Below are 24778 nucleotides of genomic sequence, written 5' to 3' on the forward strand. Positions count from 1 at the left end.
TCGGACCACTCGCCGTGGCGGGTGGTCTCACCGTTCGAGCGCGGCGAGGGCCTGTTCGGCGGCGTCGCGGAGCCGCGCCGGATCGGGATGGGCCCGGCCTAGCACCCGCATCCCCTGCAGGAGCACGAGCAGGAAGCGGGCCAGCGCCCGCGGGTCCTTGTCCGCCGACAGTTCGCCCTGGGCCCGGGCCCTGGTCAGCGCCGAGGTGAGGGCGGTCTCCACGATGTCCCAGCTCGCCCCCACCTGGCGGGCGGCCTGCGGATCACGGCTCCCGAGTTCGACCGCGGTGTTCACGACCATGCAGCCACGTCGATGCGGGTCGGTCGCCGACTCTTCGGCGTAGGCGCGCACCAGCGCCCGTACGGCGGGCAGGGCGGGACCCGGTTGGGAGAGGGCCTCGACGACGTTGGGGTCGCGGCTCTGTGCGTACCGTTCGTACGCCTTGAGATAGAGGTCGTGCTTGCCGCCGAAGGTGGCGTAGATGCTCGCCCGCGCGATGCCGAGATGCTCGACGAGGTCGGCCATCGACGTCGCCTCGTACCCGCGCTCCCAGAACAGCTCCATCGCCTTCTGCAGCACGGCGTCCGGGTCGAACTCCTTGGTCCTTGCCACGTAAGGACGCTAGCCATTCCAGACCGACCGGTCAAATATGGACGGGCGGCCGATCGGGGGTTCGCACGAGCGGGAGGAAGATGTCGTCGACGATCTCTGTGATCGTCGGGTCGGGCACCGGTTGCAGTGTCATGAGCAGCTCGTGCCGGAGGAGGTCGGTCGGCAGCTCCGCGATCCGTCGGGTCAGCCGGTCCGGGTCGATCTCGCCGCGCTCGATCCCCCGGCGCAGCACCTCGTCGACGCCGAACGGCTGCCGCCTGCCGCTCAGCAGCTCCTGGCGGAAGTCCTCAGGGCTCTTGCCCGTCTCGGAGAAGTACTCGCCCATCTGCACGCTGAACAGGGCGGCGATCTCGGCCCGGTGTGACGAGGCTCTGCGCAGCAGCTCGATCAGGTCCTCGCGGACCGATCCCGTGTCGGGCGTCGCGACCGGATCCTTGGCGCCGTGGTGCCGTACGGCGGCGACGGCGAGATCCGACCGGTTCGGCCAGCGGCGGTAGATGACCGGCCGGCTGGTGCCGGCCCGGGCCGCCACGCCTTCGATCGTGAAGCGGCCGTACCCGACGTCGGTCAATTCGTCCCAGGCCGCGTCGAGCAGCGCGTCCTCCAACTCCTGTCCACGGCGGCGCGAGGAGACATGACGGTCCATTAGGTACACATCCGTATCTTATTGACGGCGGGCTGGTTCTCGATGTAGATACAGAGCCGTATCTTATTTCCATCTCTGAGGAACCGCCATGTCCGCCACTCCCACACCGGCCAGGGAACGCCTGGATCCGGCCTTTGTCCGGCTCGCACTCGTCCTGCTCGTCGGTGTGCTCGCCGTGGTCTTCGACACCACGATCGTCAACGTCGCCCTCGACACGCTCGGCGGCGAGCTGCACGCCACCGTCTCCACCATCCAGTGGGTGACCACCGGCTACCTCCTCGCGCTCGGGATGGCCGTCCCGGTCACCGGCTGGCTCGTCGACCGGTGGGGCGGCAAGAACGTCTGGCTCAGCGCACTCGCGATCTTTCTCGCGGGTTCGGTCGGCGCGAGCCTCGCCTGGAACGCCCCCGCCCTCATCGCGTGCCGCATCGTGCAGGGCGCCGGCGGCGGCCTGATGCTGCCCGTCCTTCAGACGCTGCTGTTCCAGGCGGCGGGCGGCCGGTCGCTCGGCCGCGTCACCGCGCTGATCTCGTTCCCGGCCCTCCTGGGGCCCATCCTCGGGCCGATGGCCGGAGGCCTGATCGTCCGGCACCTGGGCTGGCGCTGGATCTTCTGGGTGAACGTCCCCTTCTGCCTCGTCGGCCTGGTCCTGGCCTGGCGGCTGATGCCGGACTTTCCGGCCACCCGAAGGTCACGCCTGGACGGCGTCGGTCTCGCCCTGCTGTCACCCGGCATCGCCGCCGTCGTGTACGGCCTGGCCCAGGTCGGTAGGGACGGCGGCTTCGGGCATGCCTCCGTGCTCGTCCCGATGGCGGCCGGCGCCGCGCTGATCACGGTCTTCGCCGTCCGGGCGTCGGTCGTCGGTGATGACGCCCTCGTGGACGTACGGCTGTTCCGCGTCACCTCATTCAGCGCCGCCGGAGGCCTGCTCTTCCTGTCGGGTTTCGCGTTGTACGGCGCCATGCTGCTCGTCCCGTTGTACTTCCAGCAGGTGCGCGGGCAGGACGCGTTCACGGCGGGCCTGCTGATCGCCGCCCAGGGCGTCGGCGCGCTCGTCAGCCGGGGACCGGCCGGCGTCCTCACCGACCGGATAGGCCCACGGTGGGTGGCGTTCGCCGGACTCGTTCTTGTCGCGGCGGCCACCGTACCGTTCGCCTTCGTCACCACCGGGACCCGCGAGTGGTGGCTGGTCGCGGCACTCGTCGTCCGCGGGGTGGGGCTGAGCGCCGTGACGGGCCCCGTCATGGCCGGCGCCTACCTGGGACTCGACCGCGCGGCGGTACCCCACGCGAGCATCATCACCCGCACGGCGCAGCAGGTCGGGGGATCCTTCGGCACGGCAGTCCTGGCGGTGGTGCTGCAACGCTCCATCGCGGCCCACGCCGACGGCGGCCCGGCCGGCCGGGCGAGCGCGTTCGACGTCGCGTTCTGGTGGTCGATCGGATTCACCGCCGCAGCGATCGTGCTCGCGCTCTGGCTCCCCGCCGGTTCGCAGGACGCCTGAGTCCTGCCGGATATCGTCGCGCCGAGCGGATGATCTTGGGACACTGGGCCACGTCCCGCCGAGGCAATGGAGGAGCCCCATGCCCGCCCGTAAGAACCTGTTCGACGACATCGACTCCATGGACGCCGACCGGTACGCCGCGCACCTGGCCGAGGGCGTCGTCATGCGCTTCGGCAACGCGGAACCGGTCCACGGCCGCCAGGCCGTCCGCGACACCTGGGCCTCGTTCTGCACCGGCATCGCGGGCGTGTCGCATGAGCTCATCGACCAGTGGGAGGAGGGCCCCGCGACGATCGCCGAGTCGAACGTGACCTACACCCGCAAGGACGGCACCACGGTCACCGTCCCGGTCGTGACGATCTACCGCTCCAACCGGGACGACGGCCTCATCGAGGACTACCGGATCTTCATCGACCTGGCACCCCTCTTCGCCGAAGGTTGATCCGGGCGGCCCTGTGATTGACGGCCGGGCCGATTGCCTGATCATCGCCGACGCACTCGGCGACGTCGTCGCCACAGGCGAACGTAATCGCCTAGCAGACTGTCACCCCGACCCGACACAATGATCTGGTGACTTCCCATGAACCTACTGGTGGCGTCCTCCTCGATCGCGACGGGGTCCTGTACCCGGTCGAGGAGGACGAGCACCTTGTCAGACTTACCGACGGGCACTTCGTATGTGTCCGCCCATCGCACGCAGGCATGGCTTGCCGGGTGGAACTGGCGGCGTAACACCTGCAACAGTTCCAGTGTGGCGCAATTAGTCATAGCGGCCACCTGCGTTCAAGAATCCCTAATCTGAGTTGAGATCACGCCTTCGGCGAGAACCGCCGGGGGCTTTCTTCATGTTCGGGGTGCCTATGCTCCCGTCGTTCGATCGCCACTGGGCGAGCCGGTCGCCAGAGTCGGTGCAGACCCTGCGGGTCATTCCCGGCCTTCGAGGATGTGTTTCAGGGCCCGCAGATTCCTCGTCATCCCCTGTCTGAACAGCCGTTCCGCGAGCCCGCCGAGGAGAACGGCGGGGCCGGGCAGGCCTTCCCCGCTGATCTCACCGTCGAGCGTCAGCCTCGTCCCGCCGGGGACCGGCTCGACGCGGTACCGGTATCGGAAGGGCGTCGGACCATTGACCGAGACGAACGTGACTTCCTCATTCGGCCGATGTGTGATCATTTCGACGTCGTTGTGCGCCGGGCCGCCGGGCAGCGACCGCACCATGCGGAAGCCTGACCCGCCCGGCCGCGCCGAGACTCGCTCGACCGCGGTGTACCAACGGGGCATGTTGCGGAAGTCGGTGAGGAAGGCGAACACCTCGGCAGACGGACAGCCGATGTCCACGACCACGTGAAAGCCCATGCTCAGTGGCGGACGTGCTCGGGACGGATGGCGACAGTGCCGGTGCTAATGACCGGCACGCTGGTGATCGTGTCGGAGTGGCTCATGGATGACCTCCCGTAGAGTCGATTACACGACATTAGATTACACGACATCTACCTACGCCGCGAGGCCTGGAGCGGTGTTTCAGCGACTCGACCTCGACCTGCGGGGGAGCGTGCCCGACTGAGCCGCGGACATGGTCAAGCAGCATGGCGGCGGGCGGAACGCATCGAGTACCTCCGCCACGGCCGTACGGTCTACGTAGGGTCGGTCTGGCGTATACATACCGTCTAGTCGGTATGTCCGCTACTCGATCGCCCGACCGAGGGAGGCCCAGGTGAGCGAAGCGGACGGTCAGGAGACGGCTCCCGGGCCGGAGGACTGGACGGCCGAGGTCGAAGAGATCCGTCATCGCCGGTCGATGGCGCGGCGCATGGGCGGGCCGGCGAAGGTGCGGCGCCAGCACGAGACGGGCCGGCTCACCGTACGGGAACGCATCGACCGGCTCGTCGATCCGGGCAGTTTCGCCGAGATCGGGGCGCTGACCGGCTTCGCCGACCACGCCGACGACGGCCGGCTCACCTCCGTCCTGCCGGCGAACTTCGTCGCCGGTACCGCGTGCGTCGACGGGCGTCCCGTGATGGTCGGCGCGGACGACTTCACCGTGCGCGGCGGCTCCGGCGACGCGGCGATCCACGCCAAGCAGATCTACGCCGAGGAGTACGCCGGGCGGATGCGGCTGCCGGTCGTCCGGCTGCTGGACGGCGCGAGCGGCGGCGGCAGCGTCAAGATGGCCCAGGAAGCGGGCTACAGCTACCTCCCGGTCAATCCGGCGTGGGACGACGTGGTCGGCAACCTCTCGCTCGCTCCGGTCGTGGCGGCGTGCCTGGGCCCGACGGTCGGGCTCGGCGCCGCACGCCTGGTCATGTCCCACCTGGCCGTCATGGTCGAGGGCATCGGCCAGCTGTTCACCGCCGGGCCGCCCGTCGTCCGCGGCGGAACCGGCGAGGACCTCACGAAGGAGGAGCTCGGCGGAGCGGCCGTCCATCGCCGCAACGGCACGATCGAGCGTTTCGTGGACACGGAGGACAACGCCTTCGCCGTCATCCGTGGCTTCCTGGGGTACCTGCCGGGCAGCGTGTACGAGCTGCCGCCGGTGGTCCCCTCCGGCGATCCGGCCGATCGCCGCGAGGAGTCGCTGCTGAGTGCGGTTCCGCGTGACGCCCGACGGCCGTATCGGATCGGACCGATCATAGAGGCGATCTTCGATCGTGGATCGGTGTTCCGCTACGCGGAGTACGGCGGCGCGACCGTCACCGCGCTCGCCCGGCTCGACGGCCATCCCGTTGGAGTCCTCGCCACCGACCCGTACCGGGGCGCCACCATGTCGGTCGAGGGCGCTCAGGCGATCACGCGCCTCGTCGACCTGTGCGAGACGTTCCACCTCCCGATCGTCAGCCTCACCGACCAGGGCGGCATGACGATCGGACGGGTCGCCGAGGAGCGCGGCACGATCCGGGCCGGCGCCCGCGCCATCACGGCCGTCTACCAGGCGCGAGTGCCGCAGGCGGAGCTGATCCTGCGCCGGGTGTACGGCGTCGGCGGCGCGGGGATCGTCAACCGGCACCGGGCGGGCCGGAGCTGGGCCTGGCCGTCGGGCGACTGGGGCTCGCTGCCGCTCCAGGGCGGGATCGAGGCGGCGTTCCGCGCGCAGCTCGAACAGGCCGAGGACCCCGAGGCGGAGATCGAACGGATCCGGCGGACGCTCGCCGCGATCGCCTCGCCGTTCCGCACCGCCGAACGGTTCGGCGTCCAAGACCTGATCGACCCGCGCGACAGCAGGCCGCTGCTGTGCGCCTGGGTGCGCGACGCGTACCGGATCCTGCCCGAACTCACCGGCCCCCCTTCCTTCGGGACCCGTCCCTAAGGTGCCGACAAGCTGGTCGATCACTCTGCGGACGTCCCGCTGGTCCCGTAGCCGCCGCTCAGGGAGCAGAAGTGGACGCCGAGCGAGTCGCCGACGGGCGGTCTGCCGAACCGCCCGGGGCCGGCGACGGGCGCGGTCATTCGCCCGCGTCGTCCTCCCGCAGGGCGGCGGCTTCTTCGGCCTCGCGCTGCTGCAGGACGGTCAGGCGGCCGGTGAGCTCATCGACGGTGACGACGCCGACGGCCACGGCCGCATACAAGGCCTCCAGGTTCGAGTAGCCCAACTCGGTGCCCAGTTGCAGCATCGTGCCGTCGCTCTCCAGGTCCAGAATGTTCTCCCCGCGTGTGGCGAGAGCGTCGGCGACCAGCCGCCGTCCGGCGAGCCCGGTGGTCTCGGTGTGCCGGTCGGCGAGCCACTGGGCGATGTGGACGCGGGCGTGTCCGGTGCGGGCGGATTCCAGCCACATCTCGGGCGGGCCGGACCCGGCCTCGCCTGCGGTGAGGATCTCCACCACCTGACCGTCTTCGAGCGGCGCCGTCATCGGGGACAGGCGCCCGTTGGTGAGTGCGCCGACGGCGCGGTGGCCGGTGTCGGTGTCGAGCGCGTAGGCGAAGTCGATGGCGGTCGCGCCGGCCGGGAGCGTGACGACGTCCCCGGCCTGGGTGAAGGTCACGATCCCGGCGCTGCGCAGGTCCACCCGCAGGCTGTCGAGGAACTCCGCCGAGGGGGCGTGCGCCTGCCAGGCGAGCAGGTTCCGCAGCCACTGCAGGTCGGCCCGGTGCGCGGCCGCGCGGGCGTGGGTGCCGGACGCCTGGGCGGCGTCCTGGATCTGGCTGATGATGCCGTACTCGGCGATCCGGTGCATCTGCGGAGTGCGGACCGCCAACTCCAGGACCTCCCCGCCGGCGGTGACCACCGAGGTGTGCAGCGACTGATACATGTTGTACTTCGGCAGCGCGATGAAATCCTTCATCCGGCCCGGCATCGGGCGCCACAGCCCATGGATCGCCCCGAGCGCGACATAACAGTCGGCGGCGTCGCCGTCGACGAGCACGGTGACCCGGGCCGCCTCGCCCATCCGCGGTGGATCGGCCGGGCTGATCGGCGGCATGCGGCGGTCCTGGTGCAGGGAGAACAGGTGCCGGTCCCGGGAGACCACGCGTGCTTTCAGGCGCGCGGCGGTGAGGGCCTCACGGAGCTGTTCGAGCAGCGGGTCGAGCCGGGCGGCGCGGTCGGTGGCGCTGCCGGCGACCGCGTCACGCGTGCGCTCGTACCCCTCCGGGTGCAGGCACGCGAAGGCGACGTCCTCCATCTCGCGCTTGAACACGTAGATGCCCAGCCGTTCGGCGAACGGCACGAGCAACTCCAGGGACGCCCGTGCGATCCGCCGGCGCTTCTCCGGCTTCGGATGGAACCGCAGGGTCCGCAGGTTGTGCACCCGATCGGCGAGTTTGATCACTAGGACACGGAGGTCATCGGCGGCCGCCAGGATGATCTTCCGGAACGTCTCGGCCTCCGCTCGGTCGCCCCACTTGGAGCCGTCCAGCTTGGTCACGCCGTCGACGAGGACGGCGACCTCCTCGCCGAACTCGGCGTGAACCTGGCCCAGCGTCAGGTCGGTGTCCTCGACCGTGTCGTGCAGCAGCGCGGCGGCCAGCGTGGTGGTGTCCATGCCCAGATCGGCCAGGATGAGCGCGACCGCGAGCGGATGCGTCACATACGGCGCACCGGACTTACGGGTCTGCCCGCGGTGGTACCGCTCGGCCATCGTGTAGGCGTATCGCAACCGCCGTACGTCGGCCTTCGGGAAATGCGTCTTGTGCGCGGCGATCAGCGGATCGGCCGCACGATCCTCATGGTCCCGGCGGAAGAACCCCGCCGGGTCGGTCAATTGGATTAACCGGCCGAGGCGGTGGGCCCGACGCGGACCGCCGGCCGTCGCCGCCTTACCGATCGACTCCTCACCCATCCGTCCGCCCTTGCCGGTGCTCGGTCCTCCGCCTCATCCAACACGCCTTCGCCGCGACGCGCCTCCCCTTCACCCGATACCCGCCGACGCTGCCGTGATTCCCTGGGCATGCCAGGGCCGGCCGGAGACGATCGGATTTTCTCATCGCAGCACCGATGAGTTCTCGTGGCGGCCGTCGTTACATGGTCCAGAACGTCGGTGACCGACCGACCGACCCGATCCGAGAGGCCGCAGCATGGACATGAAACTCGAGCTCATCGTCGTACCCGTCGCCGACGTAGACCGCGCCAAGGCGTTCTACGCCGAGAAGGCGGGGTTCACGGTGGACGTCGACTTCAGCGCCGGGGAGGACTTCCGGGTCGTGCAGCTCACGCCGCCCGGATCGGCGTGCTCGATCAGCATCATGAAGAACAAGGAGGCGGCCGGGTCCCTGCAGGGCCTGCACCTGGTGGTCGCCGGCATCGACGCCGCGCGCGCCGAGCTCGCCGAGCGCGGACTGGAGGTCGGGGAGGCCTATCACTTCGGCGCCGGGGGACAGATGCCGGGCCACGACCCCGAGCGCCGCGACTACGGCACCTTCGCCTCCTTCAGCGACCCCGACGGCAACGGCTGGGTGCTGCAGGAGGTCCGGAGCCGCGGCGGCGAGGCATGATCGCCTCCGGCATGATGATGAGCGCGAGCGATGAGGTCTCCGACATGATGAGCATGAGCGCGAGCGATGAGATCGCGGCGGCCGTCGCGGGCGACGAGCCGGCGTTCGCCGCCCTGACCGAGCGGCACCGGCGGGAGCTGCACGTCCACTGTTACCGGATGCTGGCCTCCTTCGACGAGGCGGAGGACGCCGTGCAGGAGACGTTCCTGCGGGCGTGGCGGGGCCGGGAGGGTTTCGACGGCAGCACGCTGTTCCGCGCCTGGCTCTACCGGATCGCGACCAACGTCTGCCTCGACCAGCTCCGGCGCGGATCGCGCCGTACGGCCGTATCCTCCTTCGCCGAGGTGCCGTGGCTCCAGCCGTATCCGGACGGTCTGCTCGACGAGGCCGCGCCCGCGGTCGAGGGGCCCGACGAGGTCGTCGTCGAGCGGGAGACGATCGAGCTGGCGTTCGTCGCGGCTTTGCAGGCGCTGCCACCGCGACAGCGCGCGACGTTCATCGCCCGCGACGTGCTCGGCAGGTCGGCGGCGGAGACGGCGGAGCTGATGGACACGAGCGTCGCCGCGGCCAACAGCGCGCTGCAGCGGGCTCGTGCCACGATGCAGCGGCAGTTGCCGGCGCGACGCAGCGAATGGTCCGCGGGAGAGCTCAGCGGGACGGAACGCACCTTGCTCGAGCGGTTCATCGACGCGCACGAGCGGTGCGACGCCGCCGCCGCGATCGCGATCGCGTCCGAGGACCTGCGTATCACGATGCCGCCGCACCCCTTCTGCTACGAGGGCCTGGCGGCGATCGCGCCGCTGCTCGAGCGGGCGTTCGGGGAGGACCGCGAGGGCGACTGGCGTCTCGTCGCGACGTCGGCCAATCGGATGCCGACCGCCGCGAGCTACCTGCGCCGGCCGGGTGACTCGGAGTACAGGGCGTTCAAGTTCGACGTCCTGCGGGTCGAGGACGGCCGGATCCAGGAGATCACGACGTTCGGCCCGGCGCTGTTCCCGGCCTTCGGTCTCCCGCCGACGCTCTGAGGCGAACACGGTGCTGCCCCCGGGCATGGCCGGGGGCAGCACCGGGGTTCAGATTCCGGGCAGCCGCCGCGGGGACCGGCGGAGGAAGACGGCCCAGGTCACGGCGAAACAGAGGGCGTAGTAGGCGATGAACGCGACGTAGGCGCCATTGCCCGTCTTGTAGGTCAGGAACGACTGGCGGAAGGCCAGGTTCACGAGAACGCCGCCGAAGGCGCCGATCGCGCCGGCCACCCCGATCAGGGCGCCGGACAGGCGCCGGGCCTCGTCCTCGCTCGGGGCCTTGGCCCTGAAGATCGCGGGGATCATCTTGTACGTCGAGCCGTTCCCGAAGCCGCTGAAGATGAACAGCAGCACGAACCCGGTGAGGAACAGCGGCAGCGACTTCTCGACCGAGGCGGTCAGGACGATCGAGGCGCCGATCGCCATCGCCACGAAGTTCCAGAAGGTGACCTTGGCACCGCCGAGCCGGTCCGCGGCCCAGCCGCCGACGGGCCGGATCAGCGAGCCGAGCAGCGGCCCGAGGAACGTCAGGTACGCCGCCTTGATGGGGGTGTCGAAGTCGGCCTTGAACTGCACCTGCAGCACCTGGCCGAAGGCGAAGCCGAATCCGATGAACGATCCGAACGTCCCGATGTACAGCAGTGACATGACCCAGCTGTACGGGTCCTTGACGACATCCCGCATCGCGCGCTTGTCGTTGCGCATGCCGGCGAGGTTGTCCATCCACAGCGCGGCGCCCAGCGCGGCCAGCACGATGAAGGGGATGTAGATCCCGGCCACCAGGCGCGGGTGGTCCTTGCCCGCCGTCGCCAGCACGGCGAGCCCGACCAGCTGGACGACGGCCACGCCGATGTTGCCGCCGCCGGCGTTGATGCCGAGTGCCCAGCCCTTGAGCCGCTGCGGGTAGAAGGCGTTGATGTTGGCCATCGACGAGGCGAAGTTGCCGCCGCCGACACCGGCGACCGCCGCGAGGATGAGCAGGGTGCTGAAGGACACGCCCGGCTTGACCAGGATCGCGGCCATGACCGCCGGGACGAGCAGGAGCGAGGCGCTGAACATCGTCCAGTTACGGCCGCCGAACTTCGCGACCGCGAAGGTGTACGGCAGGCGCAGAGCGGCGCCCAGCGCCGTGGGGACCGTCGTAAGCAGGAACTTCCCGGAGGGGTCGATGTGGTACGCGGGGCCGAGGAACAGCACGAGCACCGACCACAGACTCCACACGGAGAACCCGATGTGCTCGGAGAAGATCGAGAAGATGAGGTTGCGCCGCGCGACCTTGGCCCCGGCCTCCTTCCAGAAGTCGTGGTCCTCCGGCTGCCAGTCCGCGATCCACCGGCGCCCGGCGGGGCCGGCGCCGGGAAGGCGTTCTTCGATGGTGGTCATTCGGCTTCCTCCTGGCTGGGGTGCTGCGCCGAAGCTAGGAGCCGCCCGTTTCCTCGGTGTGTGTCGCGTAATGCGGCAGTGATAACTTCCCTGCACCCTATTCGGGCCGCGCTGTGAGGTTCCGTTCATCGCACCGCAGGTCAGCGGCCCTGGTGAAGTGCTTGTTGCGGGCCGGTAACACGAGGGACGTCGTCGCGAAACGCCTCAACCACACGATCGAGGCATGTCGCCCACACCTACGCACTGTCCGTACTGCGCGCTGCAGTGCGGGATGCTCGTCGGCCCCGGCACGATCGCGCCGCGCGACGACATCCCGGCCAACGGCGGCGGAGGTGGAGCCCCGGGGGCGGTGGGGCGTAGCCAAGGGGGTGGGGCACTGTGCCAGAAGGGGTGGACGGCGGGGGAGCTGCTCACGGCCCCGGACCGGCTGACCGTCCCGCTCATGCGGGCGCACCGGGACGCTCCTCTGGAGCCGGTGTCCTGGGACGCCGCGCTGGACCGGATCGCGGCCGAGATCCGCCGGATCCAATGCGCGTACGGGGACGAGGCCGTGGCGGTCTTCGGCGGCGGCGGGCTGACCAACGAGAAGGCCTACCAGCTCGGCAAGTTCGCCCGGGTGGCGCTGCGCACCCCGAACATCGACTACAACGGCCGCTTCTGCATGTCCTCGGCGGCCGCCGCGCAGAACCGCGCATTCGGCATGGACCGGGGCCTGCCCGCGCCGATCACCGACATCGCCGCCGCGGACACGATCCTGCTGGCCGGCGGCAACGTCGCCGAGACGATGCCGCCGTTCGTCCGGCACCTGACCGCCCAGCGCGAGCGCGGCGGAAAGCTGATCGTCATCGACCCGCGGGAGACCTCGACGGCCCGCCGCGCCGACCTGCACCTGCAGGTCACGCCGGGCACCGACCTGGCCCTGGCCAACGGGCTGCTGCACCTGGCGATCACCGAGGGACTGATCGACAAGGCGTACCTCGACGAGCGCACCACGGGGTTCAAGACGGTCCGCACCGTGATCAACGGGTACTGGCCGGACCGCGTCGAGCGGATCACCGGCGTGCCGGTGCCGAAGATGCGCGAGGCCGTGCGCCTGCTCGGCGACGCCGCGAACGCGCTCATCCTCACCGCGCGCGGCGCCGAACAGCACGCCACCGGCACCGACACGGTCACCGCCTTCATCAACCTGGCGCTGGCGCTCGGCCTGCCGGGGCGTCCCGGGTCGGGGTTCGGCTGCCTGACCGGACAGGGCAACGGCCAGGGCGGCCGGGAACACGGGCAGAAGGCGGACCAGCTGCCGGGCTACCGGAAGATCGACGACCCGGCGGCACGCGAGCACGTCGCCCGGGTCTGGGGGATCGATCCGGACGACCTGCCGGGGCCCGGGCTGTCGGCCACCGAACTCCTGGGCGCCCTGGGCACGCCCGGCGGGCCGCGCGCCCTGCTGCTGTTCGGCTCCAACCCCGTCGTGTCGGCCCCGGACGCGGGCCGGATCGAGGAGCGCCTCGCGGCACTCGACCTCCTCGTCGTGGCCGACTTCGTGCCGTCCGAGACCGCCGCGCGCGCCGACGTCGTGCTGCCGACGGCGCAGTGGGCCGAGGAGACCGGCACGATCACGAACCTGGAGGGCCGCGTGCTCCTGCGCCGCGCGGCCGTGCCGAGGCCGCCGCAGGTCCGCGGCGACCTGGACATCCTGGCCGCGCTCGCCGAGCGCCTCGAAGCGCCCGGCAGGTTCAGCGTCGAACCGGCCGAGGTGTTCGACGAACTGCGTGCGGCCAGCGCCGGCGGGATCGCCGACTACTCCGGCATCACGTACGAGCGCATCGTCGCCGAGACCGGGGTCTTCTGGCCCTGCCCGGGCGAGGGCCACCCGGGGACGCCGCGCGTCTTCTTGGACCGGTTCGCCACACCGGACGGGCGCGCCCGGTGCGTCCCCGTCGAACACCGCGGCCCCGCCGAGGACATCAGCGCCGACTACCCCGTCTACCTCACGACCGGCCGGGTGCTCGCGCACTACCAGAGCGGCGCGCAGACCCGGCGGATACGCGCGCTGGTGGACGCGGTGCCTGAAGCGTACGTGGAGATCCATCCCGACCTGGCCGAGCGCCTCGGCATCGAGGAGGGGGCCGAGATCCGCGTCACCAGCCGGCGCGGCGGCGCCGTCGCCAAGGCGCGGTTCAGCAGGGCGATCCGGCGCGACACCGTGTTCATGCCCTTCCACTGGGCCGGTCCCGCACGCGCCAACCTGCTCACCAACCCGGCACTCGATCCGACATCCCGGATGCCGGAGTTCAAAGTCTGCGCCGTCCGAGTGGAGAAGCCGTGAAGAAGCGAATCGTGGTCGTCGGCAACGGGATGGCGGGCTCCCGGCTCGTCTCCGAGCTGCGGGCCCGCGACGAGGAACCGCGGATCACCGTGTTCGGGGCCGAGGCCGCACAGCCGTACAACCGCGTACTGCTGTCGAACGTCCTGGCCGGCATCGCCGCGCCCGGCGACATCGGCCTGACCGATCCGGGGTGGTACGCCGCGAACGACGTCGACGCCCGGCTCGGGGAGGAGGTCGTCGCGATCGACCGGCAGCGCAAGACGGTGACCTCGGCCGACGGGACGGTCACCCCGTACGACACGCTCGTGCTCGCCACCGGCAGCGCCCCGGTCGTGCCGCCGCTGCCCGGACTGGACGCCGACGGCGTCGTCGCCTTCCGCACGCTCGACGACTGCCGGGACATCATGGGCCTCGCGGACGACGCCGAGTCCGCGGTCGTCGTCGGAGGCGGGCTGCTCGGCCTCGAGGCGGCCCGCGGGCTGGCCGGACGCGGGCTGCGGGTCACCGTCGTCCACCTCGGCGGGCATCTGATGGAGCGGCAGCTGGACGCCGAGGCCGGCGGCGTGCTGCAGCGCACGATCGGGGACCTCGGGGTCCGTACGCTCGTCGGGGCGCGGCTGACCGGGGCGCGGGCCGAGGACGGGCGTGTCACCGGCGTCGAGCTGGATGACGGCACGGTCCTGCCCGCCGACCTGGTGGTGCTGGCCTGCGGCATCCGCCCCGAGACCGGGCTCGCTCGCGCGGCGGGCCTCACCGTGGGCCGGGGCGTGGTCGTCGACGACCGGCTCCGTTCGGTCGACGACCCCGACGTCCACGCGATCGGGGAGTGCGCGCAGCATCAGGGCACGGTGTACGGGCTGGTCGCGCCCGCGTGGGAGCAGGCCAGGATCCTCGCCGACCTGCTCACCGGCGGCGACGCCCGGTACGAGGGCTCGCGGCAGGTCACCCGGCTCAAGGCGGCCGGGATCGAGCTGGCCGCCATGGGCGAGACCGCGCTCGGCGACGACGAGGCCGAGGTCGTCCGCTTCGCCGACCCGACGCGCGGCACGTACAAGAAGGTCGTCATCAGGGACGACCGCCTCATCGGCGCGATCCTGATCGGCGAGACGACCACGGCGGGGCTGCTGACCCAGCTGTACGACCGCGCGGCGCCCGTGCCGTCCGACCGCCTGGGGCTGCTCTTCCACGGGCTGAACCCGGTCACGCCCGCCGAGACGCCCGTTCGCATGCCGGACGCGGCGACGATCTGCGCGTGCAACAACGTCAGCAAGGGCCGGATCCGCGCCTGCTGGGAGGCGGGCGGGCGCGACGTCGCCGACGTCGCCGCCGAGACCCGCGCCACCACCGGCTGCGGCGGCTGCCGCGACACCGTCGAAGGCATCCTCGAGTGGCTCGGCACCCAGGAGGTGACGTCTCCCACCAGGTCAGGCCGTACGTGAGCGGCTTGTAGCACAGCGGTAACAAGCGGGACGCAGACGCGAAACGCCTGATCGTCAAGATCGAGGTCAAGCGCGTCGGGGAGGATTGAATCGGATGACTGGCCGTCTTGTCGTCGTAGGGCACGGTCCGGCGGCACATCGCCTCGTCGAGGCGCTGCGGGAGCGCGACTCCGCCGACCGGTGGCAGATCACCGTGGTGGGCGAGGAGGCCCGTACGGCGTACGACCGGGTGGCGCTGACGTCCTACCTCACCGAGGACGCCGATCTCGGCTACCCGGCTCACGACGAGAGCGTGACCGTACGGACCGGGGAGCGGATCGCCGCGATCGACCGGACCGCGCGCACCGTCACCACGGACGCGGGGGAGACCCTGCCGTACGACGCGCTGGTGCTGGCCACGGGGTCGGTGCCGTTCGTGCCGCCGGTGCCCGGCGCAGAGCACGCCTTCGTCTACCGGACGATCGAGGACCTGGACGCGCTGCGCGCCGCAGCCGGAAGCGGCTCTGCTGAAAGCGGCGACCTTACTACGTCAAGGCCGCGGGCCGGTGTGGTCGTCGGCGGCGGACTGCTCGGCCTGGAAGCCGCCCGCGCGCTGCAGGGGCTCGGCCTGGACACCCACGTCGTCGAGGTGGCGCCGTGGCTGATGCCGCGCCAGCTCGACGAGGGCGGTGGCGCGATGCTGCGCCGCCACATCGAGGCTCTCGGCATGACCGTGCATATCGGTGCCGGAATCGAGCGCATCGAGCCCGGCGCCATGCGCCTCGCCGGGGACGTCGTCCTGGACGCCGGCGTGGTCGTCTTCTCGGCGGGCATCCGCCCGCGCGACGATCTCGCCCGCGCGGCCGGCCTGGCGGTGGGGGAGCGCGGCGGCATCGTCGTCGACGACACCTGCCGCACCGAGGACCCCCGCATCTTCGCGATCGGCGAGTGCGCGCTCATCGGCGGAATGGTCTACGGCCTGGTCGGGCCGTGCTTCACCATGGCCGAGGTCGTCGCGGACCGGCTCCTGGACGGCGAGGCGCGGTTCACCGGCGCCGACCTGTCGACCCAGCTCAAGCTCATGGGCGTCGACGTCGCCAGCTTCGGCGACCCGTCCGCCGACGCCCTCGACGTGATCTACACCGACCCGGTCGCCGGGATCTACAAGCGCCTCGTCGTCAGCGACGACGCGCAGACCCTCCTCGGCGGCGTGCTCGTCGGCGACGCCTCGTCGTACCCGACGCTCCGCGCGTTCGTCGGCGCGAAGCTGCCCGGGACACCCGAGCAGGCGCTGTTCGGCGGCACCGAGGCGGCGGGCGGCGCGCTGCCGGAGTCGACGGTCATCTGTAGCTGCAACAACGTGACGGCCGGGGCCATCCGCTGCGCGATCGCCGACGAGCAGCTCACCGACGTCGGGGCCGTGAAGTCGTGCACGAAGGCCGGAACCGGATGCGGCAGCTGCGTGCCGTTGGTGAAGAAAATCCTCGACGCGGAGCTGACCGCCGCGGGCATCGAGGTCAGCAAGGCGCTGTGCGAGCACTTCGACCACAGCCGCGCGGAGCTGTTCGACATCATCCGGGTGCGCGGCATCACGACCTTCTCCCAGCTGATCACCGAGCACGGGCGCGGTCGCGGCTGCGACATCTGCAAGCCGGCGGTCGCCTCGATCCTGGCCAGCCTCGGCAACGGCCACATCCTCGACGGCGAGCAGGCCGGCCTCCAGGACACCAACGACCGGTTCCTCGCCAACATGCAGAAGAACGGCACCTACTCGGTCGTGCCCCGCATCCCCGGCGGTGAGATCACGCCGGAGCGGCTGATCGTCATCGGCGAGGTCGCCCGGGAGTTCGGCCTCTACACCAAGATCACCGGCGGGCAGCGGATCGACCTGTTCGGGGCCCGTGTCGAGCAGCTTCCGCACATCTGGAAGAAGCTGATCGACGCCGGCTTCGAATCCGGCCACGCGTACGGCAAGGCGCTGCGCACGGTGAAGTCCTGCGTCGGCTCGACGTGGTGCCGGTACGGCGTCCAGGACTCGGTCGGCCTGGCGATCCGCCTCGAGCTGCGCTATCGCGGCCTGCGGGCCCCGCACAAGATCAAGTCGGCGGTGTCCGGGTGCGCCCGCGAGTGCGCCGAGGCCCAGAGTAAGGACTTCGGGGTCATCGCCACCGAGAAGGGCTGGAACCTCTACGTCGCCGGCAACGGCGGGATGCGGCCGCGCCACGCGGACCTGTTCGCCAGCGACCTGGACGAGGACACGCTGATCCGCTACATCGACCGGTTCCTGATGTTCTACATCCGCACCGCCGACCGGCTGCAGCGCACCGCGTCCTGGATGGAGAGCCTCGACGGCGGTCTCGACTACCTGCGCGAGGTGATCACCGAGGACAGCCTCGGCATCTGCGCGGAGCTGGACGCCGCGATGGAGCGGCACGTGGAGGACTACTCCGACGAGTGGCGGGCGATCCTCGATGACCCCGACAAGCTGCGCCGCTTCGTCTCGTTCGTCAACGCGCCGGGCACGCCCGATCCGAGCATCGTCTTCGAGCCCGAGCGCGACCAGATCAAGCCGGCCATGGCGGAGGTGACCCCGTGACCGATGCGGAGGCACGTCCGGAGATCGCGGAGTGAAGGGAGCATTCGATGACCGAGATCTGTGAGGCGCCGGCGGGCACCGGCACGCTGACCGCGACACGCTGGACCACGGTGTGCGACTACGACGACCTGCAGCCCGAGCGCGGCGTCTGCGCGCTCGTCGGCGACCGCCAGGTCGCGATCTTCCGCACCCACGACGGTGAGCTGTACGCCCTGTCGAGTCACGACCCGTTCAGCGGAGCGAACGTCCTGGCGTGGGGGATCGTCGGATGCCGCGGCGGGCAGCCCACCGTGGCGTCCCCGATGTACAAGCAGGTGTTCGACCTGACCACGGGCCGCTGCCTGGACGAGCCGGAGGTCTCGGTGCGGACCTTCCGAATACGGCGTAGCGGCGGCCGCGTGGAGGTGGCCGCGTCGTGAAGGACGAGCCACTGGCCGGATTCACGGTGGGCGTCACGGCGGCGCGCCGTCACGAGGAGCTGTCCGCGCTGCTGGAGCGCAAGGGCGCCCGCGTCGTGTACGCCCCCGCGATCCGGTTGGTGCCGCTCGCCGACGACGCCGAGCTGCTCGACGCGACCCGCGACATCCTCGCGGACCCGGTCGACGACGTGGTCGTCACGACCGGAATCGGCTTCCGCGCGTGGCTGGAGACGGCGGACGGCTGGGGGCTGCGCGACGACCTGATCAAGCGGCTCGGCGACGTGCGCATCCTGGCCCGGGGGCCGAAGGCCCGCGGAGCCGTGCGCGCCGCCGGGATGGCCGAGGAGTGGTCGCCGGAGTCGGAGAACTGCGACGAGGTCCTCCGCCACCTCCTGGAGGAGGACCTCAGGGGGCGCCGCATCGCGGTCCAGCTGTACGGCGAACCGACGCCCCACCTGACGAGCGCGCTCCGCCGCGCGGGCGCCGAGGTCGTGGAGATCCCGGTGTACCGCTGGTCCCGTACGGACGACCCGACGCCGCTGCGCCGACTGGTCGGGCAGGCGGTCGCCGGCACCGTCGACGCGATCACGTTCACGAGTGCGCCGGCGGTGTCGGCGACCTTGGCCGTCGCGGCCGAGGACACCCTCGAAGACCTGCTGCTGGAGGCCTTGCGTACCCAGGTGGTCGCCGCCTGCGTCGGGCCGGTCACCGCCGCGCCGCTGGAGGAGCGGGGCGTGGCGACGGTACGCCCCGAGCGCGCCCGCCTCGGCGCCCTGGTCCGGGCGCTCGCCGCCGAGCTGCCCGTGCGGCGGTCGAGGCGGATCGCCGTGAACGGCCATGCCCTCGAGCTGCGCGGCCACGCCGTGGTGATCGACGGGCAGATCAGACCGATCGCGCCCGCCCCGATGGCGATCCTCCGTGCACTCGCCCGCCGGCCCGGGCACGTCGTCTCGCGCGCCGAGCTGTGCACGGTGCTGCCCAGCCGTTCCCTGCCAGGTGGAACGGGCCAGGGGCGCCCGCATCCGGACGAGCACGCCGTCGAGATGGCGGTGGCACGACTGCGCCGGGGACTGGGCCGCAACGGGCTCGTCGAGACCGTGGTCAAACGCGGCTACCGGCTGGCCTGCGACCCGCTCCGCACCGAGCGGGCCCCGTTCGCCGGCGCCCCGGAGCCGGTATGACGCTGCTCGCCGTCGGGCACGGCACCCGGGACCCCGCCGGCGTCGCCGTGATCCGGGCCCTGCTCGACCGGGTGCGCGCCCTGCGCCCCGGCCTGACCGTCATCGAGTCCTACGCCGAGATCACCGCGCCGTCCCTGGAGGACGCGCTGACGGTGTTCCCGGCCGTCCCGGGCCCGGTGGTCGCGAGTCCGGTGGTGGCGAGTCCGGTGGTGGCGGGTCCGGCGGTCGCGGGTCCGGTGGTCGCCGTGCCGCTCATGCTCGGCCGCGGCTACCACGCCCTGATCGACATCCCGGGCCGCGTCGGCCCCGACGTCGCCGTCGCGGGGCCTTTGGGACCGCATCCGCTGCTCGCCGGGGCCCTCGTGGACCGGCTGGGGACGGGCCGGTACGCCGACGCGGTCGTGCTGGGCGCGGCCGGCACCTCCAGCCCGGAGGGACTGGCCGACGCCGCCTCCGCCGCGCACCTGCTGGGCCGCCGCCTGCGCCGCCCCGTGGCGTACGGCCTCGCGGCCGGCGCCGGACCCGACCTGACCGAGGTGGTCCGCGGGCTGCGCGCCCAGGGCGCCCGCCGGATCGCGGTCGCGTCCTACCTGCTGGCCCCCGGCCACTTCCACGACCGCCTGGCGGCCGCTGGCGCCGACGTGGTCGCACCGCCCCTGGGCGTGCACGACGCGCTGGCGCGCGTCGTCCTCCGCCGCTACGACGAGGCGATGGCCGCCGTCGCCGCCGAGGCGAGGAGCCGGGACCGCCGAGCGGTCAGCCGCGCCGGGTGAGATGAATCAACGACCTCCGTGCCCGCTGACTCGGGTATGGACCTGACAGAAACCTATACGTAGCCTTGACCGGTATTGGCCGCCGATCGAGGAGCGCGTTCATGGCCACGCCATCAGTGGTGCCCGACATCCTGTCCCCGGAATTCGCCGCAGACCCGTATTCGGTCTACCGCTTGATGCTGGAAGAATCGCCATTGATCAGGCAGGAGTCGAGCGGCGGTTACGTCATCTCACGCTATGAGGACGTGCAACGCGCCTTCCGGGATCCGGTCTTCACCACCGACAACTACGAGTGGCAGCTCGAGCCCGTGCACGGGCGGACCATTCTGCAGATGAGCGGCCGGGAGCATGCCGTACATCGCGCGCTGGTGGCGCCGGCGTTTCGAGGGAACGAACTCCAGGAGAAATTCCTGCCGGTCATCGAGCGCAACTCCCGCGAACTGATCGAGCGTTTCGCCGACCGTGGAACCGTCGATCTGGTCGCGGAATTCACGACGCGGTTCCCGATCAACGTCATCGCCGACATGCTCGGCCTGGACACGGCGGATCACGACCGGTTCCACCGGTGGTACACCGCCATCATCGCGGTCTTCGGCAACCTGGCGGGCGACCCGGAGGTGACGGCGGACGGCGAGCGGACCCGCCGAGAGCTGGGCGAGTACCTCATTCCGATCATCCAGGAGCGCCGGGCGAACCCAGGGGACGACCTGCTGTCGACGCTCTGCGCCGCCGAGATCGACGGCACCAAGATGACCGACGACGACATCCGGGCCTTCTGCAGCCTGCTGCTCGCCGCGGGCGGCGAGACCACCGACCGCGCCATCTCCAGCCTCTTCCGGAACCTCCTCGAGCACCCCGACCAGCTCGCCGCCGTACGCCGCGACCGCACGCTCATTCCGAAGGCGTTCGCCGAGACGCTGCGGTACACCCCGCCGGTGCACATGGTCATCCGCCAGGTGGCCGAGGACGTCACGCTCAGCGGTGGCACCGTGCCCGCCGGCGGCACCGTCGTGTGCGCGGTCGGCGCCGCCAATCGCGACCCCCGGCGCTATTCCCGCCCGGACGTGTTCGACGTCTTCCGCGACGACCTGGCGGCCTCGACCGCGTTCTCCGCGGCGGCCGACCACGTGGCCTTCGCCCTCGGGCGTCACTTCTGCGTCGGCGCCATGCTGGCCAAGACCGAGGTGGAGGTGGCGACGAACCAGTTGCTGGACGCCATGGACGACATCGCGTTCCGGGACGGGGCCGCACCGGCCGAACAGGGGGTGTTCACCCGCGGCCTCGTGACGCTTCCCCTGGTGTTCCGGCCGGTGGCGGCCCGCGTCGCGGTGGAGGAGCCGAGCGCCACCGGCTGATCAGGCGGAGACGTACATCGGGGTGAATCCCACCGGCAGGGAGACCAGGCCGCGCATCCAGACGGACGGCGACCACGCCAGGTCCTCGGCGTCCACCGCCAGCCGGAGGTCCGGAAGCCGGTCGAGGAGCACCTCGACCGCGGCCTGGCAGATCACCTCGGCGAGCTCCGGTGCCGGAATCGGGCACCGGTGCTCGCCATAGCTGAACGACATCATGGCCTGGTTGCCGACCGCGAGCTCGGACGCGGGGCGGACCTGTGGGTCGCTGTTGGCCGCCGCCAGGCCCAGGACGAGCAGGTCACCGGCGTTGATCTGCCGTCCGCCGAGTCGCACCGGCCGGGCCGCCCAGCGGCCCAGGTAGTTCTGCGTGGGGGTGTCCTCCCACAGCACCTCGTTGAGCGCCTGGCCGACACTGCGGCGGCCACCGGAGATGTTCATGGAGAACCGGTCGTCGGTCAGCATCAGCCGGACGGTGTTGCCGATCCAGTACGCCATCGGCTGCTGGGCGGCGGTCATCACCAGGACCAGGTCGGAGATGAACTCATCTTCCGTCAGTCCGGCGGGATGATTGAGCACCCGCGTGACGAAGTCCGAGCCCGGCTGCTCGCGCTTGTGCGCCACCAGCCGCTGCATCGTCGCGCAGATGCCCTGGTACGCCTCGAGCGCGCCCTCGTCGCCGTTGACCGTGGTCATCATGTCCCGCAGCAGGCCCGGTGTCTCCGCCTCCGGCAGGCCGAAGATCTTGGCGACGGCGAGCAGCGGCAGCGGGTGCGCGAATTGGGCCATCAGGTCGACCTCGCCCGAAGCGGCGAACGTGTCGATCAGGTCGTCCGCGATTCTTTCGGACTGGTTCCGCAGGTCGAACTGGTCGACGGCGAACAGACCGTCGCTGATCGCACCCGCCCGGCGCCGGTGCTCGTCGCCTTCCGCGAACAATGTGGAGGGCTGGTAGCCGACGAACGGCATCAGCGGCCAGTCGGGCGGGATGTTGTCCCATTCGTTCCAGCGGCGGGAGTCGCGGGCGAAGATGTCCGGGTTGCTCAGCACGTGACGGACCTCCCGGTAGTCGATCACGAACCAGGCGGGGATGTCGCCCTCGATCACCACGGGAACGACCGAGCCGTGCTCCTGCCGCATCTCGCGGTACAACTCCGACGGATTGCGCAGAAACTTCGGCCCGTACAAGGGCACGGCGCCGGGGTGGGCGGGACAGCCGCCCGACGGAGCGTCGGCTGGGACGGTGGCAGGTCGAGGGTCGGTCATGGCCTTCTCCGATGATGCGCTCAGATCGCCGGCGACGCGCGCCGGCGCGATGTCACGGTTCGCGTACGGCAGACTACGATCAAGATCCGTCGAGGGCCAGTGCCGGGGAGAATCCCACGGGAACCGGGTCCAAGGAACCGGTGATCGATCAGGAGTCGCCTCCGGGCGGGGCGTCAGCGGCCGGTGAGCCGGGCGGCGACGCCGTCGAGCACCAGGCCGAGACCAGTGTCGATAGGACACCGGGACTTTGAGACAGGCGCTGCGGTCACGGCTGCCTTCGCCGGGGAGACGAGCCGGGACCGTCGGGCGGCGAGCCGCGCAGGATGACGTGCGGCGGTCGTCCCAGCTCGAGGAACATCTTCACGTCGTCGTAGCGCTCGTCGCCCACCTCGATGGCGTTCGGCAGCCGGCCCCACTCGCGGAAGCCGAGCCGCTCGTACAGCTCGATCGCGCCGTGATTGTTGCCCCGCGCGCCGAGGATCAGTACCTCGATGCCGTTCGTGCGGGCGTCGTCGATGAGCGCCTCCAGGACGAGCCGGCCGAGCCCGAGCCCACGCGCCATCGGGTGGGCCATGACTTTCTGCACCTCTGCCTGATGGCGGAAGACGTCGGTGGCGCCGCGCCGCCACAGGCCGCCGGCGGCCACCTCGCCGTCGAGGAGGGCGAACGCCAGGGCGGCGTCGCCGGCCTGGGTGCGGTCGAGGACCTCGTCCAGCCATCGGTCGGTCTCCGCCCGGTCGGGTGGGGTCAGCCAGCCGACGGCTCCGCCGAGCTCGACGACGGAGTGGATCACGCGGTGCACGCCGGCACGCAGACGCTCGTCGGCCGCGGCCGGCCAGTGGATTTCGATGAGGGGACTCACGGGTGCCCATTCTCCCCGGTGGCGTCGTAGGCCGCGCGGGCGGTGTGCACCTCCTCGATGTGCGTCTCGGCCCACGCCTTGGCCGCCTGGACGAGCGGCAGCAGGCTCACGCCGAGCGGGGTCAGCTCGTAGTCGACGCGGACCGGCACGGACGGAGTGACGGTGCGGGTCACCATCCCGTCCCGTTCGAGCGCGCGCAGCGTCTGGGTGAGCATCTTCTGGCTCACGCCCGCGATGGTCCGGCCCAGGTCGCTGTAGCGCCGCGGGCCGTCGGCGAGCGCGTTGAGGATCAGCGTGATCCACTTGTCGCTGATCCGGTCGAGCAGGTCACGAGCGGGGCAGGCGGCCATGTACGCGTCATAGGCGGCACGGGCCTCGGCCCGTCGCTGGGCGGCGGTCTGGGTGGGCATGGCGCTCCCGTGGGTCTGTTACGCACCTCTAGGTACGTACTTACCGATGGAGAGTAGCAGCCCGTAGGTTCGCCGTGTCATGCCGATCCACGCACGCAGAGAGGACCACACCATGCGCGCGGTCATCGTTCGTTCCTACGGAGGCCCGGAGGTCCTGGAGCTCGCCGAGGTCCAGGTCCCCGAGCCGGGCCCAGGGCAGGTCCGCATCCGCGTCCGCGCCGCCGCCGTCAACCCCGTGGACCTGGCCACCCGGGCCGGGCATCTTGTCCAGGGCGGGCTCATGGCGCCCAGGGACGTGACCGGTCTCGGCTGGGACGTCGCCGGTCTCGTCGACGCGGTCGGCCCGGCCGTGGCCGGGTTCTCGCCGGGGGACGAGGTCATCGGGCTGTCCGACCGGCTCGACCTCGCCCTGGGTACGCACGCCGAGCAGGTCGTCCTGGACGCGACCGCGGTGGCGCGAACGCCGGCCGGGCTGTCGCCGGAGGCGGCGGCCACCCTCCCGCTGAACGTCCTCACCGCCGACCAGGCCCTGGACCTCCTGGATCTGCGGGCCGGGCAGACCCTGCTGGTCACCGGCGCGGCAGGCGCCGTGGGCGGGTTCGCCACCGAGCTGGCGGCGCTGCGCGGGATCCGCGTCGTCGCGGTCGCCGGAGCGCAGGACGAGGAACTCGTTCGCGGCCTGGGCGCCGAGATCTTCGTGCCCCGCACGCGCGAACTGTCGGCGCCCGTCCGCTCGGCCGTGCCCGGCGGCGTCGACGCCGCACTGGACGCGGCCGTCGTCGGGCCCGCCGCGCTGGAGGCCGTACGGAACGGTGGGGCGTTCGCCGCCGTCGTCGGCGGGGCGGCCCCGGTCCCGCTGCGCGGCACCCGGGTCGCCAACGTGTGGATCCGCGCGGACGGACCGCGCCTGGCCGAGCTGGCCCTGCTCGCCGCCGACGGGCGCGTCACGCCGCGGGTCGCGGGCACGTTCCCGCTGGCGGACGTCGCCACCGCCCATCGGCTCCTGGAGAAGGGCGGCGTGCGCGGCCGCCCGGTCCTCACCCCTTGAGAACCGGGGGGGCGAAGCGCGAAGGCCCGCCGGGA

The 24778-nt window shown here is 71.3% G+C and carries 21 protein-coding genes; 13 read left to right on the top strand and 8 right to left on the bottom strand.

The window, feature by feature from the left end:
• Positions 1–27: 27 nt before the first annotated feature.
• Both AB0I04_RS15295 and AB0I04_RS15300 read right to left on the bottom strand, forming a co-directional pair.
• Complete coding sequence (locus AB0I04_RS15295; RefSeq protein WP_360884240.1) at positions 28–612, bottom strand: TetR family transcriptional regulator; 585 nt, start codon at positions 610–612, stop codon at positions 28–30.
• Between the two features lie 31 nt (positions 613–643).
• The gene (locus AB0I04_RS15300) at positions 644–1258 is read right to left on the bottom strand and encodes a TetR/AcrR family transcriptional regulator (RefSeq protein ID WP_360884580.1); all 615 of its coding nucleotides are present in this window, start codon (positions 1256–1258) and stop codon (positions 644–646) included.
• 88 nt (positions 1259–1346) lie between these two features.
• Here AB0I04_RS15300 and AB0I04_RS15305 point away from each other — a divergent pair, with 88 nt between their 5' ends.
• Together AB0I04_RS15305 and AB0I04_RS15310 are read left to right on the top strand one after the other, a co-directional pair.
• Positions 1347–2762: an MDR family MFS transporter gene (locus AB0I04_RS15305; RefSeq protein ID WP_360884243.1), complete on the top strand. Its 1416-nt coding sequence runs from the start codon at positions 1347–1349 to the stop codon at positions 2760–2762.
• Between the two features lie 79 nt (positions 2763–2841).
• Positions 2842–3204 (top strand): nuclear transport factor 2 family protein, encoded by a 363-nt coding sequence (locus tag AB0I04_RS15310; RefSeq protein ID WP_360884246.1) that lies wholly within the window; start codon positions 2842–2844, stop codon positions 3202–3204.
• 482 nt (positions 3205–3686) lie between these two features.
• Here the strand turns inward: AB0I04_RS15310 and AB0I04_RS15315 are convergent, their stop codons facing one another.
• Complete coding sequence (locus AB0I04_RS15315) at positions 3687–4115, bottom strand: SRPBCC family protein (protein ID WP_360884249.1); 429 nt, start codon at positions 4113–4115, stop codon at positions 3687–3689.
• A 358-nt stretch (positions 4116–4473) separates the two neighbouring features.
• Between AB0I04_RS15315 and AB0I04_RS15320 the strand changes: the two genes are divergently transcribed.
• The gene (locus tag AB0I04_RS15320) at positions 4474–6063 is read left to right on the top strand and encodes a carboxyl transferase domain-containing protein (RefSeq protein ID WP_360884251.1); all 1590 of its coding nucleotides are present in this window, start codon (positions 4474–4476) and stop codon (positions 6061–6063) included.
• Positions 6064–6199: 136 nt separating this feature from the next.
• Here the strand turns inward: AB0I04_RS15320 and AB0I04_RS15325 are convergent, their stop codons facing one another.
• A complete protein-coding gene (locus AB0I04_RS15325) occupies positions 6200–7954 on the bottom strand; it encodes an HD domain-containing protein (RefSeq protein ID WP_360884254.1) in 1755 nt (584 codons plus the stop codon).
• A gap of 313 nt (positions 7955–8267) precedes the next feature.
• Between AB0I04_RS15325 and AB0I04_RS15330 the strand changes: the two genes are divergently transcribed.
• Positions 8268–8684, top strand: a complete 417-nt coding sequence (locus tag AB0I04_RS15330; RefSeq protein WP_360884257.1) for a VOC family protein — start codon at positions 8268–8270, stop codon at positions 8682–8684.
• On the top strand, positions 8681–9709 hold the full coding sequence (locus AB0I04_RS15335) for an RNA polymerase subunit sigma-70 (RefSeq protein ID WP_360884260.1): 1029 nt from the start codon (positions 8681–8683) through the stop codon (positions 9707–9709). Before AB0I04_RS15330 ends, AB0I04_RS15335 begins: the two co-directional genes overlap by 4 nt.
• A gap of 48 nt (positions 9710–9757) precedes the next feature.
• Here the strand turns inward: AB0I04_RS15335 and AB0I04_RS15340 are convergent, their stop codons facing one another.
• Complete coding sequence (locus AB0I04_RS15340; RefSeq protein WP_360884263.1) at positions 9758–11092, bottom strand: nitrate/nitrite transporter; 1335 nt, start codon at positions 11090–11092, stop codon at positions 9758–9760.
• 223 nt (positions 11093–11315) lie between these two features.
• Between AB0I04_RS15340 and AB0I04_RS15345 the strand changes: the two genes are divergently transcribed.
• From AB0I04_RS15345 to AB0I04_RS15375, 7 genes are all read left to right on the top strand, one after another.
• Positions 11316–13418 carry a molybdopterin oxidoreductase family protein gene (locus AB0I04_RS15345; RefSeq protein ID WP_360884266.1) on the top strand — a complete coding sequence of 701 codons (2103 nt, stop codon included), beginning with the start codon at positions 11316–11318 and terminating at the stop codon, positions 13416–13418.
• Positions 13415–14857: an FAD-dependent oxidoreductase gene (locus AB0I04_RS15350; RefSeq protein ID WP_360884269.1), complete on the top strand. Its 1443-nt coding sequence runs from the start codon at positions 13415–13417 to the stop codon at positions 14855–14857. The genes AB0I04_RS15345 and AB0I04_RS15350 overlap by 4 nt, the downstream gene beginning before the upstream one ends.
• A gap of 94 nt (positions 14858–14951) precedes the next feature.
• On the top strand, positions 14952–17432 hold the full coding sequence (gene nirB, locus AB0I04_RS15355; protein ID WP_360884272.1) for a nitrite reductase large subunit NirB: 2481 nt from the start codon (positions 14952–14954) through the stop codon (positions 17430–17432).
• 47 nt (positions 17433–17479) lie between these two features.
• Positions 17480–17851 (top strand): nitrite reductase small subunit NirD, encoded by a 372-nt coding sequence (gene nirD, locus AB0I04_RS15360; protein ID WP_360884274.1) that lies wholly within the window; start codon positions 17480–17482, stop codon positions 17849–17851.
• Positions 17848–19032: a uroporphyrinogen-III synthase gene (locus AB0I04_RS15365; RefSeq protein WP_360884277.1), complete on the top strand. Its 1185-nt coding sequence runs from the start codon at positions 17848–17850 to the stop codon at positions 19030–19032. The genes nirD and AB0I04_RS15365 overlap by 4 nt, the downstream gene beginning before the upstream one ends.
• Positions 19029–19805 carry a CbiX/SirB N-terminal domain-containing protein gene (locus AB0I04_RS15370; RefSeq protein WP_360884280.1) on the top strand — a complete coding sequence of 259 codons (777 nt, stop codon included), beginning with the start codon at positions 19029–19031 and terminating at the stop codon, positions 19803–19805. Before AB0I04_RS15365 ends, AB0I04_RS15370 begins: the two co-directional genes overlap by 4 nt.
• 101 nt (positions 19806–19906) lie before the next feature.
• A complete protein-coding gene (locus AB0I04_RS15375; RefSeq protein WP_360884283.1) occupies positions 19907–21160 on the top strand; it encodes a cytochrome P450 in 1254 nt (417 codons plus the stop codon).
• Here AB0I04_RS15375 and AB0I04_RS15380 read toward each other — a convergent pair whose 3' ends face one another.
• The 3 genes from AB0I04_RS15380 to AB0I04_RS15390 form a co-directional block, all read right to left on the bottom strand.
• A complete protein-coding gene (locus AB0I04_RS15380; RefSeq protein WP_360884286.1) occupies positions 21161–22423 on the bottom strand; it encodes a cytochrome P450 in 1263 nt (420 codons plus the stop codon). It lies immediately after the preceding gene.
• 265 nt (positions 22424–22688) lie between these two features.
• Positions 22689–23285, bottom strand: coding sequence for a GNAT family N-acetyltransferase (locus AB0I04_RS15385; protein ID WP_360884289.1), 597 nt, complete (start codon positions 23283–23285; stop codon positions 22689–22691).
• Positions 23282–23695 carry a helix-turn-helix domain-containing protein gene (locus tag AB0I04_RS15390; protein ID WP_360884292.1) on the bottom strand — a complete coding sequence of 138 codons (414 nt, stop codon included), beginning with the start codon at positions 23693–23695 and terminating at the stop codon, positions 23282–23284. Before AB0I04_RS15390 ends, AB0I04_RS15385 begins: the two co-directional genes overlap by 4 nt.
• A 112-nt stretch (positions 23696–23807) precedes the next feature.
• On the opposite strand from AB0I04_RS15390, the gene AB0I04_RS15395 reads away from it, so the two are divergent.
• Positions 23808–24743 (top strand): NADP-dependent oxidoreductase, encoded by a 936-nt coding sequence (locus AB0I04_RS15395; RefSeq protein ID WP_360884295.1) that lies wholly within the window; start codon positions 23808–23810, stop codon positions 24741–24743.
• Positions 24744–24778 lie beyond the last annotated feature (35 nt).

It is taken from the genome of Actinoallomurus sp. NPDC050550, assembly GCF_040655075.1.
In the GTDB taxonomy this organism is placed as follows: domain Bacteria; phylum Actinomycetota; class Actinomycetes; order Streptosporangiales; family Streptosporangiaceae; genus Actinoallomurus.